Origin of the sequence: Streptomyces sp. NPDC006923, from assembly GCF_040635655.1 — a bacterium.
GTDB lineage: Bacteria > Actinomycetota > Actinomycetes > Streptomycetales > Streptomycetaceae > Streptomyces.
Genome location: NZ_JBEYIF010000024.1, coordinates 38201 through 55914 on the forward strand (window position 1 = coordinate 38201; position 17714 = coordinate 55914).

6 protein-coding genes are annotated in these 17714 nt (G+C 70.9%); 2 read left to right on the top strand and 4 right to left on the bottom strand.

The features are described from left to right. Window positions 1–21: 21 nt before the first annotated feature. The 3 genes from ABZ707_RS30765 to ABZ707_RS30775 all read right to left on the bottom strand — a co-directional run bounded on the left by ABZ707_RS30765 (window position 22) and on the right by ABZ707_RS30775 (window position 12617). Complete coding sequence (locus ABZ707_RS30765; protein WP_360181241.1) at window positions 22–4182, bottom strand: DNA methyltransferase; 4161 nt, start codon at window positions 4180–4182, stop codon at window positions 22–24. Next, window positions 4179–7133 (bottom strand): helicase-related protein, encoded by a 2955-nt coding sequence (locus ABZ707_RS30770; protein ID WP_360181244.1) that lies wholly within the window; start codon window positions 7131–7133, stop codon window positions 4179–4181. The genes ABZ707_RS30765 and ABZ707_RS30770 overlap by 4 nt, the downstream gene beginning before the upstream one ends. A gap of 204 nt (window positions 7134–7337) precedes the next feature. Next, entirely contained in the window at window positions 7338–12617 is a 5280-nt protein-coding gene (locus tag ABZ707_RS30775) for a DEAD/DEAH box helicase (RefSeq protein WP_360181247.1), read from the bottom strand. 223 nt (window positions 12618–12840) lie between these two features. On the opposite strand from ABZ707_RS30775, the gene ABZ707_RS30780 reads away from it, so the two are divergent. Together ABZ707_RS30780 and ABZ707_RS30785 are read left to right on the top strand one after the other, a co-directional pair. Then, a complete protein-coding gene (locus ABZ707_RS30780; protein ID WP_360181250.1) occupies window positions 12841–13854 on the top strand; it encodes a serine/threonine-protein kinase in 1014 nt (337 codons plus the stop codon). Window positions 13855–14032: 178 nt separating this feature from the next. Further along, window positions 14033–16084 carry an N-6 DNA methylase gene (locus tag ABZ707_RS30785; protein ID WP_360181253.1) on the top strand — a complete coding sequence of 684 codons (2052 nt, stop codon included), beginning with the start codon at window positions 14033–14035 and terminating at the stop codon, window positions 16082–16084. 28 nt (window positions 16085–16112) lie between these two features. Here ABZ707_RS30785 and ABZ707_RS30790 read toward each other — a convergent pair whose 3' ends face one another. Beyond that, window positions 16113–17594: a protein kinase gene (locus ABZ707_RS30790; RefSeq protein WP_360181256.1), complete on the bottom strand. Its 1482-nt coding sequence runs from the start codon at window positions 17592–17594 to the stop codon at window positions 16113–16115. Between the last annotated feature and the right edge of the window lie 120 nt (window positions 17595–17714).

Below are 17714 nucleotides of genomic sequence, written 5' to 3' on the forward strand. Positions count from 1 at the left end.
ACCCACCCGAGGCTGCGACGCTCAGGCCGCGCGACGCGGGCCCTTGCCCGGCGGCGGGTCCAGCACCGTTCGGTACTCGTCGCCAGCCGCTCGCGCGTGCTCCATACGGTCGTAGATGTCGAGGATGAGGTCCTTGGTTCGGTAAGTCCCCTGTAGGGCCTCCTCCCGCTTTCTGACCGTGGGGAACGTGTCCATCACGTACTCCACGTCCGCGTGGCTGAGTCCATACACATGGAACAGGGCCGCGTCCAGCTCCGCACGGAGAAGTTCGCGGCGTGCGCCGTCCCACCGGAAGGGGGCGCCCTCGTCTCTGTGGTGCCTGGCGAAGGGAGCCATGTCTTGGGATGTGTAGGAGAGTTCCAGCGAGCGTGAGGTAATCCAGCTCATCGCGTTACCGCCGAGCAGTCCATCCAGCGCCGCGATTTCGACCCGCGTGGCGGCGGGGAGCTGGCGCAGCACGAAGTACTTCAGCGCGGTGCCCGACAACTTCTGCCTCGTCACGTAGTCGAAGACGAACGAGTTGAAGACCGAGAGCAGAACGGCAGTATCGTCGGGCGCGAAGGCCAGCAGGAACTTGTCTCCTACTCCGTAAGCGGGAAGCGCCGAGCTGATCATGGTTCGGGTGTCGGTGGACCGAGCCACATCACGCCACCCCAGAAGCCAGTTCTCGTACCACTTCTTGTCTGCCAGCCGCGTCTCCACCCCCGCCCACATGATCCGGTTGCCCTTCTTGTCCCGCTTGCCGGAGTCCACATCCTGCTCCGGCACCCAGTACCGGGGCATCGGAGCGAAGTCGGGATCGTCGTGCTGTTCCGGCGTCACGCGCGGGAGGGTGCCGACGTTGGCCTGGGCCTGGGTCTGGCCCTCGTACGTACCGAGGCGGTGGTCGAAGTGGTGGAGCATCTTCGCCTCGTACAGCGGGAGATAGCGGCGTGTCTTCCCCTCTTCATCGACGCGCGTGTAGACGTTGCCGGTCAACTGCCAGCCCTCGTCCGCCAGTTCCTGCTTGCCCTTGAACAGGTGGGAGTCGTTGGCCATGTCGAGCATACGCATGAACGTCAGGCCCCACGGGTTGGTCCCGCCCCAGCCGTTCTCGTCCGGCTCCTTCATCAGCACCGGGACCCGGCGGTAGATCCCGAGGGTGATCTCCGCGTCCCGTCGGGTGCGGAATACCGGAAGTGTGCCCGTATTGGGGTTGACCAGCAGGATCTCCTCCGGGGGCATGGCGAACCGCCGGCCGTCCAGGTCCTCCATGTACCGGGTGCTGAAGGCGAAGGACGCCTCGTCGACGCGCGCGCCGACGCCAGTGGCCGTGAGCAGGGAGAAACGCACCCGGTGATCCACGTCCCGGCTGAGGATGAACGCCTCGTTCTCGAAGTCCAGGAACGACGCGAGACGGGCCGTACGCACCAGGTCCGAGAAGAACGGCGCCGTCGTCGCGTCGGTGGCGATCCCCGTCGGCAGGACCAGGCCCAGCCGCCCGATCGGCGCGATGCCCAGGGAGGCGGCCTCGGCGAAGACGGCGTACGTGTTGACGTCGCCGCGTCCGGCCAGCGGGAAGCGGCCCGAGTCGCGCAGCAGATGGCTGACGCCCTCGGAGAGGCGGCGCGCATCGATGAACTCGGTGTGCAGCGTGCGGTCCGTCTCCTCCTCGCTCTCGGCCAGCGCGTCGATCATGCGCTCGCGGGCCGCCTTGTTCGCGGCGTTCGCGATCTTCTCGTCACGGGTGGCGAAGAACTCCTGCTCCTGGAGCTTGACCCGCTCCCACGGCGGATTCCCCAGCACACAACTGAACCCGCCCTTCCACCCGGTCCGCTCGTCCACCCCCGGCGCCCCCGCATCCGCCGGAACCCGGAACACCTCCGGGAACTCCAGGTGCCAGTGGAAGAAGTGATACTCCTCCCGCAGCCGCACGACCTCCTCCACCGTCCCGCGCGGCAGGCTCGCGCCGCCGTCCTCGGAGTGCAGGGTCAGCAGGGACTTCGTGGTCAGCGCGGGCGGCGTCGCCGTCTTCGTCTTGTTCCAGACGAACGCCGCGCACCAGGCGTCGGCCAGCTCCAGTGCCCGGATGTAGTTCGGGGAGGTGGTCAGCTCGCGGTATGCCTTGGCCTGGTTCCGGACGTCCTCCAGTTCCTGCGAGTCCGTCCCCGTGATCGCCGAGACCGTCTCGCCGAACGCCGAGTTGGACTCGGCCAGCACCTCCTCCTCCGCGAACAGGGCGTCCTGGTTCGCCCCGTGGCGCAGCGCGATCTTCCACCCGGTCCGCTCCGCCGCGTTGCGCTTCTTCAGGTCGGTGACATGCTTCGACTCGTCCCCCTCCAGCGGCTTGAACGCGTCGTCGGGCAGGCCACCGGCCAGCAGCTTCGGCGTGGTGCCCAGGAGGCCGTTGCCGTGCTTGATGTGGGCGTCGAGGAAGGTGAGCGGACGGCCCGGCCTCATCGCCTCGATCCACAACGACACCTTGGCCAGCTCCACGGCCATCTCGTTGAGGTCGACGCCGTACACGCACCGGGCGATGACGTCCCGCAGCGCGTGCCGTACGTCCTCAGCGCTCGGCTCGGGGTCGTCGGTGCGGATCTCGGCGAGGCGGCGGGCGATACGGCGGGCGGCGGCGACCAGGAAGTGGCCGGAGCCGCAGGCGGGGTCGCACACCGTCAGGGCGAGCAGCGCGTCCTCGCGCTCCTTCTTCGTCGTACCGGAGCGGACGGCCTGGTCGATGACCGGGTCGAGAGTGGAGTCGAGGAGGCAGTCGATGAGCGGGGACGGGGTGTAGTAGGAGCCGGAGGTCTTGCGGTCGTTGCCGTCCAGCTTGGCCAGGACGTACTCGTTGCCCTCGCCGAGGCGCGGCTCCAGTTCGAGCAGGGACTCGTAGACCGAGCCGAGCTCGTCGGCGCCGAGGTGACGGTAGTCGACCTTGCGGGGGCGGCCCAGCTTGGCGTCGTACACCTCGGACAGGGCGCGTACGGCCTCGTACAGGGACTGGTTGGACAGACTGAGGCCGTCCAGGATCGCGTCCGTGGCGGTGGGCTCGAACAGGCCGCCCAGCGCCGGGAGTCCGAGTTCGGGTCGGCCGCCGGGGGTGCCGAGGCCCTCGATGACCAGCCGCAACGCCTGCCACTGGTCGCCGTGGAGGGTGCCGGTGCGGCGGGCGACGCGGCGCAGGCGGGCCGTGGAGAAGTACTTCTCGTACGTGTCGCGGGCCTGCTCGGTGGCGTCGGGGTGCAGGAGCAGGTCGCGGTCCTCGGTGACGAAGAGGAACAGCAGACGGTAGGCGAGGCGCAGCAGGGCAGGGTGGAGGTCGTCGCGGACGTTCTTGTCGCGGGTGGTGCGCAGGGCGTCGCGCAGGTCGGCGTTGTCGGGGTGGGTGATCAGGCCCGTGCCGATCACGGTCAGGGCCTTCTCCACGCCCTTGCGGAGTTCCTTCAGCGCGCGCGTGCCGCTGTCGATGGCCTCGGTGCGCCACTTCTCCAGCGGGCAGGTCGCGGCCGGCTCGCCCTCGGCGCGGGGTTCGAAGCGGGTGCGGTGCAGCAGGCGCCACAGGAGGACGAAGTCGTCGGAGCGGTCGCCGTCGAAGATCGCCCGGAGGTCGAACTCGATGAACGCGGCGCCGGTGAGGGAGGCTGACTCGCGCAGCAGGCGCAGCTGGCGGCCGTTGGAGAGGACGCCCCAGAGGGTGGAGTCCGCCGAGCGGTTGAGGTACTCCTGCACCATCGACTGGGGGGCCTGCTTGGCCAGTTCGGTGGTGCGTGTGTCGAGGGGGACGTTCCAGCCGGTGAGGTGGACGGGGACGTGCGCCCAGTGGTGGCTGACCTCGAAGTCCTTCTCGCGGTCGTGGGAGGGCAGGCCGGGCGCGGGGACGGGGGTGAGGGCGCCGAAGCCGAGCTGCTCGAAGAGGGGCAGCAGCCAGCGTTCGGTGGTGACGCCGACCGCGTGCACGCCGGGATCGGCGTCGGCGCCGTCGCGGGCCAGGGCGTCCTGGTAGGAGGCCCACACGCCGCGCAGATAGCCCCAGGAGCGCTCGGCGGCGTCCCGTACCGAGTCGCCCTTGGCGTACAGGCGGTAGTCGGCGGGCTTGGAGCCGGTCTGCTCCTTGCCCTCCTTGATCCGGACCAGGAGGTCGTAGGGCAGGAGGCCGCCGACGGTGGCGACGGAGTCGGTGACGAGGGTCCTGGCGGTACTCATGCGCCCACTCCCTGGGGGAACGTCGGGGCCGGGCGGTAGTGGTACACGCCCAGGATGTCCGGGTCGCCCTGGGGGACGACCTTCAGGCCCGCGAGGCGGGCGCGGGAGGCGGTGCGGACCCGGCGGTGCGAGGCCTCCAGGGTGCGGCCCAACTCGGCCGACTGGTCCCGTAGTTCGGGCATGATCGCGGGCAGGGCGGCCAGGATCTCGGCGATGTGCTCGGCGGCGAACCTCGGGTCGGTGTTCTGTGTGGCGCGGGCTTCGAGGAGGGCCACGGCCTCGTCCTCCGGCAGCCATTCGGGGGCGTCGGGCCGGCCGCGGTAGGCGACCACGCGGGCGTCCTCGGCGAGTTGCTCGCGCACCGAGCCGTCACGGGCGGGCAGGTTCAGCTGGAAGCGGTGGCGCACCAGCAGGAGCGTGGTGTTCCGCTCCACGGCCGTCGTACGGACGACTCCGCAGCGGCGGGCCGGGCGCTGCCACTCGGGGACCTTGCCTGCGTCGTCGAGGGCCGCGTCCAGCACGAAGCGGGCGACGGCGGCGACCACCGGGTCGGTGCGGGTGAGGGCGGCCTCTCCGCGCGGGGCGCTGGGGGCGTCGTGGAAGACGACCGGGCGGGGGTGGCGGGGGCCGAGCGCGTGCGCGATGGTGTCGCGCAGGCCCTGCGGGAGGGCGTCGGTGTGCGCGGTGAAGCCGCCCTGCTTCGTCGCCGCGGGCATACCGCGCAGGGCGCCCAAGGCGCGGCGGGTGAAGTCCCGTACCTCCTCGCCGGTGCCGAGCGCGGCACGGACCTCGTCGACCTCGGCGGCGACCTCGTCCTTCTTGATGGTGAGCTGGGCGTAGCGGGAGCGGTGGCGTTTCTCCCGGTCGGCGGAGGACTGCCAGGCGATCTCCAGCTGCTCGGCCACCTCCTCCTGCGCGAACAGCCCCTCCTGCTCGTACGGCGACCGCTCGCCGCGCAGGATCAGTCCCTCGAAGACGGCCTGCATCGCGCTCTCGGACTCCTGCGGCACGGGCACGGAGATGCCGGTGACGCGGCGGATACGCTCATGCTTGCGGAGCAGGACGTTGAGGACGATGCCGTCGACGGGGTTGTCGGCGCCGTACAGGGTGAGCGCCTTGACGACGTCGGTGCGCTGGCCGAAGCGGTCCACGCGGCCCTCGCGCTGCTCGTGGCGGGTCGGGTTCCACGCGAGGTCGTAGTGGAGGACAGCGTCGAAGGACTCCTGGAGGTTGACGCCCTCGGAGAGGCAGTCGGTGGCGACCAGGACGCGGCGCTCGGGCGCGGGGTTGCCCTCCTCGTCGGTGCCGGTCAGCTCGGCGATGCGGGTGACACGCTGGTCTGGCGAGAGTTCGCCGGTGACGGAGGCCACCGCGACCGGGTGTTCGGTGCCCTTCTTGTTGAGGATTTTCTTGAGGTGGTCGGCCACGTAGTCGGCGGTGGCGATGTAGCGGCAGAAGACGATGGGCCGGTAGCCCTCGTCAAGGAGGTCGGAGACGGTCGCGATCAGCTTCTTCAGCTTGGCGTCGCGGGTCGGGCCGTAGAGCTTCTTGGCAGATTCGGCCATGGCGACCAGGCGGGCCTTCTCCTGGTCGTCGGCCTCGGTGCCAGCGGCCGGGGCTCCGGTGGCCGTGGGGAGGCGGGTGCCCGGTACGGCGTCCGCGGACTCGGGGGTCTCGCTGTCGGCCGGGTCGGAGACGGTGCGCTCCCCGGTGCGGTCCGCCTCGGCGGGGGTGTCCGCCTCCTCGACGCCGGCGCGCGTGTTCAGGGACTGCACGGCGGCGGCCGGAGAGGAGGACAGGGTGCGCAGCAGGGCAAGCGTGGACCACCAGCGCTGACGCTGCTGGAGGGCGCCGTCGGCCGCGCGTACGGTCTCGCGGGCGTACGACAAAACCTCGTCGAGGAGCTTCTTGTAGTCGCGGTGCAGGGTGTAGGCGGTCTCGGCGGTGTCCCGAGAGGACGGGAAGTGCGCGCCGTCCTGGAAGTCCTCGCGGATGTCGGCGCGACGGCGCTGCACGAAGAACTCGGCGAGCAGCCTGCGGCCCGCGTCGGTGTCGAAGGGGACGGCGGCCAAGCGGTCGTCGAGCAGGCCGATCAGTCGGCGGAAGGGCTCTTCCTTGCCGCTGTGCGGGGTGGCCGTGACCAGCAGGAGGTGGCGGTCGGTCCGGTCAGCGAGGGCGCGCAGCAGCGCGTACCGCTGCTGGGAGGAGCGGGCGGACGCGCCGACCGTGGTGTCGGAGACACAGGAGTGCGCCTCGTCGACGATCACCAGGTCGGGGCAGTGGCGCAGGAAGTCCTCGCGGTGGCGGGGGGACTTGATGAAGTCGGTGGAGACGACGTACGCGCCGTCCGGGCGGAACACCGACTGGCCGTACGGGGTCTCACGCTCCAGACGGCCGATCGTGGACGGCAGCACGAGACGGGCGTCGACACCGAACTTGCCGTACAGCTCGGCCCGCCACTGCTCGGCCAGGGCAGGCGAGCACAGCACGACCAGGCCTCGGGCGTCGCCCTGCGCCAGCAGCTCGGCGGCGATCAGCCCGGCCTCCACGGTCTTGCCGATACCGACGTCGTCGGCGATCAGCAGCCGGACGGTGTCCTGACGCAGCGCCATCAGCAGCGGGACCAGCTGGTAGGGGCGGGGGTCGACGGCGATCGAGGCGAGCGACCGGAAGGGGCCCGCGCCGGAGCGGAAGCCGATGCGCAGGGCGGTGCGCAGCAGCCCGGCGGCCTGCTGGTCGCCGAGGTCGGAGGGGGTGGGCGGGGCGAAGGTGGCGGGGACGACGGTCTCCAGACCGGGCAGGACGCCCGCGATGTCGTCGTCAGCGCCGCCGAGCGGGCGCAGGACGAGCAGGTCGGGTGTGGAGTCGGGCAGCACGACCCACTCCCGGCCCCGGGCGTGGACGAGGGAGCCGACGGCGTACTGCCGGGTCGGCTGGGCGGCGGTGGTCATGCGGGCCTTCCGGGGTCGGGGCGGTAGGGGTCGTCGGGCGGGTCAGCCGGGGCGGTGGCCGGGCTGACCGCGTGCGGTCCGTGGGGCCGGGGCGGTGGCCGGGCTGACCGCGTGCGGTCCGTGGGGCCGGGGCGGTGGCCGGGCTGACCGCGTGCGGTCCGTGGGGCCGGGGCGGGCCGAAGGGGTCCGCCCCGGTCCCTGAGATCAGCGGCGCGCCTCGCCGAAAACCGAAGGGTAGTCGGCCACTGCCTTCGACCAGTCGTCGTCGTAGCGGATGCGGACGACCTCCCAGCCGATCTCCTTCAACCGCTCCGCGGCCTCCTCGTCGCGCAGCGTCGTCTCCGCGTGGTCGTGGTGCGGGCCGTCGACGAAGACCGCAACGGGGCCGAAGGAGGTGTCGTAGACGAAGTCCGGCTTGGACAGGGCCGCGCTCAGCCTGACCTGCTGGTGGTCGGGCAGGCGGTGGCCGTGGGTCCTGAGGTAGGCGACGAATCGCTCCTCCAGGGAGGAGTCGGCGCCCTCGATGAGCGCGTCGGCCTGCTCGTCGCGGGTGCGGCCCGCGTGACTGGAGCCGACCTCGCCGCCCGCGAAGTCCATCAGCAGCTGCTTCACCAGGTGGCGGTCGATCATCCGGTGGTGGCGCTGGTTGCCGAAGGAGAGCAGGCAGTCGTAGCAGCCCTTCTCGCACGGGTCGCCATTGCGCTTCTCGGCTCCCCGGTCGCGCCCGACCTGGTCGAAGTGCGCGATCTCCAGGGCCCGGCGGGCGGCGCGGGCGAGCGCGTCAGGCTCGGCCTGGAGGCGGCGCAGGACGCCCGCGCCGCCCTCGGCGCTCTCGATGAACAGCAGCCGCTCGCGGGGACCGTCGTGCGGCGGCAGCTCCTCGGTGTCCAGCTCGGAGTCCTCCAGCTGGAACTCCGCCTCGATGCCCCGCTCCAGCGCGTACTGGAGGGTGATCGCGGTGTCCTTGTCGACGGGGGCCGCGAGCTTGAGGACGAGGATGTTGCGGGTGTCCTGGACGTACGGGATGACGGGGATCTTGCGCACGACCTTCTCCGCGTCGGCGAGGCCCTCGTCCTCCACCGGGGTCTCCCGGCCGGGCGCGCTCGTGCTCGGCCTGCCGGTGGAGCCGGCCAGCCACTGGCCGGTGACCGGGTCGAGCCAGAAGCCGATGTCGCCCTTGGCGACCGAGCGGCGGTAGCCCAGGTTGGTGAGCCGGACGGTGGCGCTGTCGCCGTAGACCAGTTCGGCGAGGAGACGGCCGGCCGCGGCCTTCGCCTCGGCGCGCAGCGAACCGTCACGGCCGTCCTCGTGCTGCTTGAAACGGTAGGAGATCTCCACCGCGTAGCCCGTGCGCTGGCGCTCCTCCTCGTCTGAGGAGATCCGGTCGCGACGGTTGGTGAAGACGGTGTGCAGGTGCAGCAGCCCGGTGCGGGGGTCGCCGTACGAGCTGCCGCAGCCCAGGCAGGTGTCCTCGCGCCGCTCCTCGGGGGACAGATAGCCGCAGCCCTGGCACACCTTGGCGCTCTCGGTGGTCAGTTCGCCGCTGGTGTCCGGGGGCAGCTGCACCCGGTCCACCTTGAACCGGCTGCCCTCGTGGTAGATCAGCGCGCCCGGCCCGAACTCGCGGATCGCGATGAAGCGGGACCGCTGGAGGTAGTCGCCGTCGTAGCCGCGGCTGGTGCGGCCGGTGCCGGGGATGTACGCGGCGAGCGGCAGCCGGGGGAAGGAGTAGCCGGGCAGGAAGCCCTCGGAGGCGAAGTAGCGGTACGGGTAGAAGTCGGACAGCACCGTGCGCTCGCCTCCCTGTCTGTTCTCCAGAAGGGCGATCTGGTTTTCCGCCTGGGCGCGGCGGCGGACGGCCTGCGCCTGGGAACGGCCGGTCGCCGTGCGGTTGCGGATGTTGTCGTGCTGGATCTCCCGCTCCTCCAGGGCCTTGCGGTAGAGGTTCCGCCAGCGTCCGCACTTCTCGTCGAAACGCCCGGGGGCCTTGGCGACGGTGTCCTCCAGCCACTGCTCGTGCCACCAGGACGTCTCGCGCAGGGCGTCGACGCAACCCGCGAGGACGGTGCGGGCCCGCACGAGGGCGCGCTGTTGGGCGGCCGGTCCGCCGATCTGCTCCCGCACCCCGGGCAGCAGCTCCAGCGAGGGGGTCTTGCCGTCGGTGTCGAGAATCTTGGTCATGGTGCGGCCGAGTTCCAGGCGGGTCTCGGCGAGCCAGATGGCGTGCACATGCGAGGCGAGCAGGTCCTCGTTGGCCAGGTCGAGGCGGGGCGCGGCGACGGTGCCCGCGACCATCTGGTCGGAGCGGGTGAAGTAGTACTGGTCGTGGCTGTTGCCGGTCGCGCAGTACGTGGTGACCAGCGCGGGCTGGCCCGAGCGGCCCGCGCGGCCGGAGCGCTGGGCGTAGTTCGCGGGGGTCGGCGGGACGTTGCGGAGGTTGACGGCGTTGAGGCTGGCGATGTCGACGCCGAGCTCCATCGTGGGCGAGCAGTACAGCAGGGGCAGCGGCAGCCCCTTGCTGAACAGCTTCTCGCGCTCCTCGCGGACGTCCGGGTGGACCTGCGCGGTGTGCTCTGCGGCGTGCAGTCCGGCGAAGGTGGACGCGACCTCCTTGTAGAGACCCTTGAAGAACGCGTTGACGCGGGGGCCCCGGCCGGTGCGGTAGGTGCGGCGCAGCCGGTCCACCGCGCCGTGCTCGTCGTCGCGGGCGTGCCAGCGGATCACCGGGTGGTGGATCTGGTAGCCGGGGTCCTCGCCACGGCCCTGGGTGATCCGGCTCAGGACACCGCCGTCGGCGAGGACCTCCAGCAGGTCGCGGATCACGTCCTGGGTGTCGTCGAGGGAGAGGTCGTGGCCCCAGCCCGGGAAGGTCTCCGGCTTGCGGACGTGGCGGCCGAAGGCGGTGCGGCCGGTGAGGTTCAGCTCGCTGCGGGTGCGCCCGGAGCGACCGGGCCGGCCGGAGCGGGCCACCGCGACGCCGGGCGCGGGGGGCGCAGACTCGGTCTCGGCGATGGCCCAGGCGTCGTTGAGCTTGGCGGATTCCTTGCCCAGTTCGTTGAATTTGGCCTCGGTGAAGTACGGGGTGTCCACGGCGCGCTGGCGGCGCAGCTCGTCCATGAGGACGCGGGCCAGGTCGAGCCGCGTCGCCGGGGTCGCAGTGCGCAGCGGCCCGGCGGCGCGCTGCCAGCGCTCCTCGTCCTGGGCGATCTGGTCGAGCCCCGCGTACTCCAGGCCCAGCAGACCGGTCTGCTCCAGGTTGGGCATGGTGATCCGCCAGCCGCGCTCCAGGTCGAGGAAGAGCCGGTACTCGGCCACCTGGGCCAGCGCGCTCAGGGTCTCCTCGGCGAGCGCCTCCACCTCGGTGGGGTTGTTGGCGTACTCGTGACGGGCCAGCCCCATGGCGGCAACGACCTCTTCGCCCAGCCGCTTCCAGCGCAGGCCCGACTCTCCCGCCTTCAGCATGGCGCGGTAGAGGGCGCCGCGCAGCTGGGTGACCATGACGAAGTCGTTGAAGTGCCCCGACTGCAGGCTGGCGTCCTGCCGGTTGTCGACGAACGTGAGCAACTTGCGGGCTTCGTCGTCGAGTTCACTCGCGGGCAGACTCTTGAGGTGGCGGACGATGGAAGCGCTGACGACGGAGGTGGCGGTGGAGCGGCCCTCCTGGTCGAGCGTCATCAGCTTGGCGAAGTCGCGCTCCCTGACCTGCTCGTAGCTGACCCCGCACTCCAGGCAGAACAGGAACGGGGCGGGCACGTAGGCGGCGTACAGGCCCTCCCCGTCCTTGTTCACCGCCGTGCCGTCGGGCCTCACCCACACGGGCTGCGGGGCGCGCTTCTTGCGGCTCGCGGTGAGGACGGGTGTGCCCTTCTTGGGGTCGAGGGTGAGCCAGCTGTCGGGGAAGCGGCGCTGGTCGATCGCGTCCGTGACACGCTCGGGCCAGGGGTTGGCGGCCGAGAGGTAGAGATAGCCCTGCTCGTCGTCCGCGTCCTCACGGGTGCGGAAGGAGACCGTGCCGTCGTCGCTCTGCTCGCGGGCCACGGTGAGGTACTCCTGGCCGCACTCGCGGCAGAAGGACAGCGGCAGCAGGAGTTTCTCCGGTTCTCCGGGCACCCGCTGCTGGTAGGTACGGGTGATGTGGCGGCTGTCCGCCGGCTCCAGGGAGACGTACGCCGAGCCGCCCTTTGAGAGGAACTGGTGGAGGCGGAACGCGAACAGCGCGCGGTCGTCGGCGTCGCGGACCTGTGTGCCGGCCCGGAGCGTGAACCGGATGGCCTTGGCGCAGGCGGTGTACCCCTCGTCCTCGGGGGCGTCGCGCGGGACGTCGAAGGCGTCCTCGCGCAGGACGCGCGCGGCGAGCTCCACGGTGGTGGGCCTGGCGCGGACCAGCAGGCGGGTGCCGTCGTCGTCGGTGGTCTCGGTGAGGCCGAAGGCGGTCTCGACCCAGCGGGCCAGCGGGTCTGCCTTGAGTGCGTCGTACTCCAGCGGAGGGTTGTTCTCCCTTACGCGGGCGGCGAGTTCGGCACGCGTGGGGGGCGTGTCGCCGGTCGCGCGGACCAGGGTCTCGCCCACCACCCGGTCCGGGGAGATCTCCGTGTCGAACAGGGTGGAGGCGACCTCGGCGACCTCACGGCGGCGGGCGGCGGGGGTGCCCTTGGTGGACATGGTGGCGGAGGTGCCGACGCACTGCAGGGCGGGCGACTCGCACGCCTCGCGCACGCGCCGGACCAGCAGGGCGACGTCGGCGCCCTGACGGCCGCGGTAGGTGTGCAGTTCGTCCAGGACGAGGAAGCGCAGGCCCTTGGCCCGGCCGATGAGCCGCTTGCGCTCCTCGGGGCGGGTGAGCATCAGCTCCAGCATCACGTAGTTGGTGAGCAGGATGTCCGGGGGGGTGTCGAGGACCGCGTCCTTCTCGGACTGCTTCTCCTGGCCGGTGTAACGGGCGTACGTGACGGGCTCGTCGCCCTCGCCGTATCCGGCGGTGAGGAACTTCCTCAGCTCGCCCCGCTGGCTGTTGGCCAGCGCGTTCATCGGGTAGACGATGATCGCCTTGATGCTCGGGGGGTCTCCGGGCCGCTTCTCGCTCAGGATCCGGCTGACGATGGGCACGATGTAGCCGAGGCTCTTTCCGGAGCCGGTGCCGGTCGTCAGGACGTACGAGTCCTTCGAGTGGGCGGCCTCGATGGCGTCGCGCTGGTGCCGGTGGAAGCGGATGGGACGGATCGTCGCGCCCCGCTTGTCTTTGCCGGTGCGGAAGATCCGCTTGCACTCGGGGTGGAGGAGGCCGAGGTCGTCGGCGAGGTGGTCGACGGTGCCGCCGCTCGCGAAGCTCGGGTTGAGCGAGAGCCAGGGGTCGGGCCACTGGTCGCCGTCGGCAAGGGACTTGGACACCTTCTCGCCGATCCGCGGGTCGTCGATCACCACCGATCCGGACGTGTATTCCTTGTAGTCCCGGATGAGCCGACGGTGCACCTCGAAGACGTCCACGTGATCCTCACTAGCTCCCGACGTAATCCACGCCTCACCGTAGTGGGTGAGGCGCACGGGACGAACCGCCCCGCCTTCACCCCATTAGAGCAAGAGCATGTGAACTCAGTCAACGAATAAAGGGTCGCGCGGGCGGCATTCGAAGCACCGCCGTGTCACACTCTCCCTGACACCAGCCCGGGCAGGGCGCGGCAGGGCACGGAGGGGACGGGCCGCAGCGCGAATGGACACCGGAACACTGATCGCCGGTCGCTACCGGATCAAGCGCCTCATCGGCCGGGGCGGCATGGGAGTCGTCTGGCTCGCCCACGACGAGAACCTGGGCCGCGACGTGGCGTTGAAGACCATGAACGTCGATCCGGGACTCACCGAGGAGCAGCGCGCCCGCGACGCCGAAAGGTTCCGCCGGGAGGCGCAGGCCGTCGCGCGACTCGACCACGCGGGCCTCGCCACCGTCTACGACCTCGGCGAGGAGAACGGCACCCGGTTTCTCGTCATGCAGTACGTGATCGGGCCCCCGCTCGACGACCGGATCGTCGAGGAGGGCCCGCTCTCGATCGAGGAGACCGCGTCGATCGGCGTCCAGATCGCCTCGGTCCTGGGTTCAGTACACGCCCGCGACGTCGTGCACCGCGACCTCAAGGGCAGCAACGTCGTGATTCGCACAGACGGCGTGGTCAAGGTCCTCGACTTCGGAGTCGCCGCCTTCCTCGACCCGGACACCACAGGCCTCACCACGACCGGTGAGCGCCCCGGCAGCCTGGAGTGCATGGCGCCGGAACAGGTGCGGGGCAAGCCGGTCGACCCCCGCACCGATCTGTACGCGCTGGGCTGCCTGCTGTACGCGATGCTGACAGGCGAGCCGGTCTTCACGCACGAGTCCGAACTGATGCTGCCCGGCATGATCCTTGAGCAGCCGCCCGTACCGCCCGGAAGGCTTCGAGCGGGCATCCCCTCCGAACTGGAGGACCTTGTGCTCCAGTTACTGGCCAAGGACCCCGACGAGCGACCCGCCCACGCCGGCGAGGTGTGGCGACGCCTCGCCGTGTGGCTGCCCGAGCGCCGCACCCCCGAACAGGCACTCCTCCCGTGGGCCGAGGTTGACCCGCTGCGGCCCTTCACCCACCCGATGGGACCCGAGGCCCGGCCGGTGCGGGCATGGGCGACATCGGGACGGAACGGCCGACCGGGGCGGACGGGGGCGACGTCCGGGCGGCACGACCGGCCGTCGCGCTAACCCGCGCGCCTCGCCGACCGGAACGCGACGCGCGCCCCCAAACCCGCCATGACGCATCTGTGAACAAAGTCAATGGTCATGTACGCTGACCCATGCAGTTCGGAGGAAGGGTGGCTTGATCACACACCCATGACCGAGGGGAAAGTCCTCCCTCCACCAGAAATGCCCTGGGAGTGTAATGTCCACGTCGCGCGCCGTACCAGTGACCTTGGCCGAAATCGCCCGCCTTGCGGGTGTGGGACGAGCCGCGGTGAGCAACTGGCGGCGGCGGCATCCGTCCTTCCCCGAGCGGATCGCCGGCACCGACACCAACCCTCAGTTCTCCTTGACCGACATCGAGGGCTGGCTGCGCGATAACAAGAAGTTGAAGAAGTCCGCCGAGAGGGAATGGCTCTGGCCCGGTTTCGAGGCGCTCGGCGGGCGTGACGAGACCGGGGCCGCGATCGCCGAGGTAGGACGGCTCCTCTCCGGGCGGGCGAGCGACGAAGGCGAAGAGAGCCGTGCCGAGGCACGGGAGCTGATCGAACGGGCCGTGGATCTCGGACAGCGTGAAGGGGGCACGGAAACGTTCGCGTTTCTGCTGCGCCGCTGGCTCGACGTCCATGTGCGCCAGATCGCCACGACCCCGGAACCGCTGGCATCCCTCATGGCGCAGCTCGCCCTCAGGGCGGCGGGCGGCGTGGCGGGCGACAGCCCGGGCAGCTCCGGCGGCACCACGGTCATGGACCCTGCTTGCGGCCCCGGGCATCTCCTCTTGGCCGGGGCCGACGCCGCGAGGGCTTCCGGCGCCGAGGCGCTCACGCTGCTCGGCAGTGACCGGGACGCCGTCCTCGCCTCGCTGGCGGACTCCCGCTTGGCCCTCGCCGAGAACGAGGGCCACAGGGAGAAGGAATGGGCGCAGGTCTCCGTACGGGCTGCGGACTCCCTACGCGACGACCCGTTCTCCGGCACCCCCGCCGACATTGTCCTGTGCAACCCGCCCTTCAACGAACGGGACTGGGGATACGAGGAGTTGGCCACCGACGCCCGCTGGAGCCACGGCCTCCCCCCGCGCACCGAGCCCGAACTCGCCTGGGTCCAGCACTGCCTGGCCCAGCTGCGACCCGGCGGCGCCGCGGTACTGCTGCTGCCGCCCGCCGTCGCGGCCAGGAAGGCCGGACGCCGCATCCGTGGCTCGCTGCTGCGCACCGGGCAACTGCGGGCCGTCGTCGCGTTGCCGCCGGGCTGCGCCGCACCGCACAGCGTTTCCCTGCACCTGTGGGTGCTGCGGATGCCCGCCCACGGGGAAGGCACGCCGTTGGGCGATCGGCTGCTGGTCGCCGACGCGGCCTCGCGCTTCCCCCGGGACCCAGAGGAGAAGTGGACCCCCGACTGGGCGGCGATCAGCGCTTTCGTGCGCGAGGCCGTCGAAGAGGCGGACTCCCCACAGGCCCCTGCCTACGTACGACAGGTGCCCGTCATCGAACTCCTCAACGACGAGGTCGACCTCACCCCTGGACGCCACATTGCCCCGCCCCCGGCGGACACGGCACTCCGACTGGCCGAATCCTGGCGGGAGTTCACCGGGCTCACCGCGAACGTGAATAAGTCGGCCAAGCTGCTCGCGGCGCTCAACCTCGCCACGGACGAGGCGGAAACACCGACGGCAACCACAGTCGCCGAGCTCGCCCGGGCCGGGGCACTCACCGTGCGCGGCGGCCAGCAGCCGCCGGAGGAATCGATCCACGCCGGCCCGCCGTCCGACGACGGCATCCCCCTCCTCACCGTCCCCGATCTTCTGGTGGACGGCGAACCCCGCAGCTGGCTCGCTCCCGGCACCGCGGCGGCCGGCGAGGCCGTCATCGCCGAACCCGGGGACATCGTGGTGGTGGGCGTCGCCCGTGCCTTCTCCGCCTGGGTCCACGAGGGGCCGCTGACCGCCCTCGGCCCCCAACTGCATGCCGTGCGAGTACAGCCCGAACAGCTCGATGCCTGGTTCCTCGCCGGTTCACTGCGGGCTCCCGCCAATGCCCGGCAGGCCGGCACCCACACCACGAACTCCTCCCGCATCGACGTCCGCCGTCTTCAGATCCGCCAGGTTCCCCTCGGAGAACAACGGCGCTACGGAGAGGCGTTCCGCGAACTCACCGCCTTCGAACGGCTGCTGCGCCGCGCGGCCGACCTCGGCACCAGCCTTGCCCGCGACCTTGGCGACGAACTGGCGGCTGGACGCCTGGCCAACCAGGCGTAGCACATCGGCTCGCCCGCAGCGGCTGGCGTCACGCCTCCCCGCGTCTGGGCTCGGCCAGGCGGGCCGTGAGCTGGGCGTCGACCGCGTGGCGTACGGCCTCGACACGAGCCGCGAGTTCCGGTGGCAGTCCGGCGGCGGTGCGGCCCGCCGTGTCAACCGCCGCGATGGCCGCCTCCAGTTCACCGAACGTGAGCCGGCACTCGGCCGTGCGCAGCCGGATCAGCGCGCGATCGGCCCGCTCGGCCGGGCCGTCCCCGTGAATGAGATCGTTGTCGACGGCCTGGTAGAGGCGGGCCGCAGCGCCGAAGTTGCCGGAGAGGCGGAATCCGTCCGCAGCCCCCTGCCACACGCGACGCACCAGAGGACGCCGCTCACCCCACTCCTTGCGGACCCGTTCTGTCAGACCGTGCAGCCGGTCGGTCGCGTCGCTCGGCTCACCGGACGCGATCTCCGACTCGGCCTGCGCGCAGAGCCGTTCCACCACGCGGGCGTCCAGCCACTCATCGGCCGGTACGGACGCGACAGGCAGCGTGAGAGCGACCGGGCGCGGACGAACAGCCCGGTCCCGCGGCCGGCGCAGGGGGGCGGTGGGGTCGGGGTGGGTGCGAGGCCGGGGTTCGGGATCGCCGACCCCCGGGGCGAACGGGTCGAGGACCTCCGGGACCTCGTCAACGGCCGGGCGCTGCTCGGGCTTCTTGGCGAGCATCCGCAGTACGAAATCGTCGATCGGCTCCGGGATGCCCGCGGCGTACGTGCTCGGTGGCAGCGGCACCTCGTTGAGGTGCTTGTCGGTCAGGCCGGACTCCGCGCCGAGCGGGAACGGGGGCCGCCCGGTGAGGAGTTCGTAGAAGATGCAGCCGAAGCAGTAGACGTCCGTGCGTGTGGTGGGCTCGCGCTCCAGGAGCTGCTCCGGCGCCAGATAACCGCGGGTGCCAAGCGTCGAACCGTGCGCCGTGTAACGGGTGGCGTCGGCGTGCAGCGGCTTGGCGATGCCGAAGTCGATGAGGACGACCCACCCCTCTTCATCGATCATGATGTTCGCGGGCTTGAGGTCCCGGTGTACGACCGGGAGTGTGTGTGCGCAGGCCAACGCCCCTGCAACCTGGATGGCGACGGCAACCGCCGTGGCCAGAGGCAGGGGGCTGTGCTCGTCGAGGAACGTCCGCAGACTCACTCCGGTCACCAGGCGCATGGCGATGTAGGGGACGCCCAGGTGCGATCCGCTCCCGTAGAGTTCGGTGATTCCCGGATGATCGAGCGTGCCCAGGAGGTTGGCCTCGCGCCGGAACCGGGCGTTCCTGACGGCGAGTTCGGCCTCACGTTCGTACGGGTCGAGGCAGTACAGGGCCTCGGAGTCGTGGCGCAGGAACTTCACCGCCACCTCCCGCCCCCCGGACACCTCTCGGGCCCGCCAGACCTGGGCCATCCCGCCCTTGCCCAGAGAGTCCTTCAACTCGTAGCGCCCGTCGACCAGATCACCCACGCCGGGCTTGTACGTATCCGCGTCCACCACTGTGCCCCTTCGCACCACTGCGCATCAGACCCACCAGCGTAGCGTGAAAGATTCTAGACATGAGCCGTCCATCGACTCAGTTCACAGATTCATGCCATGCTCTAGTGGTGCCCGGAC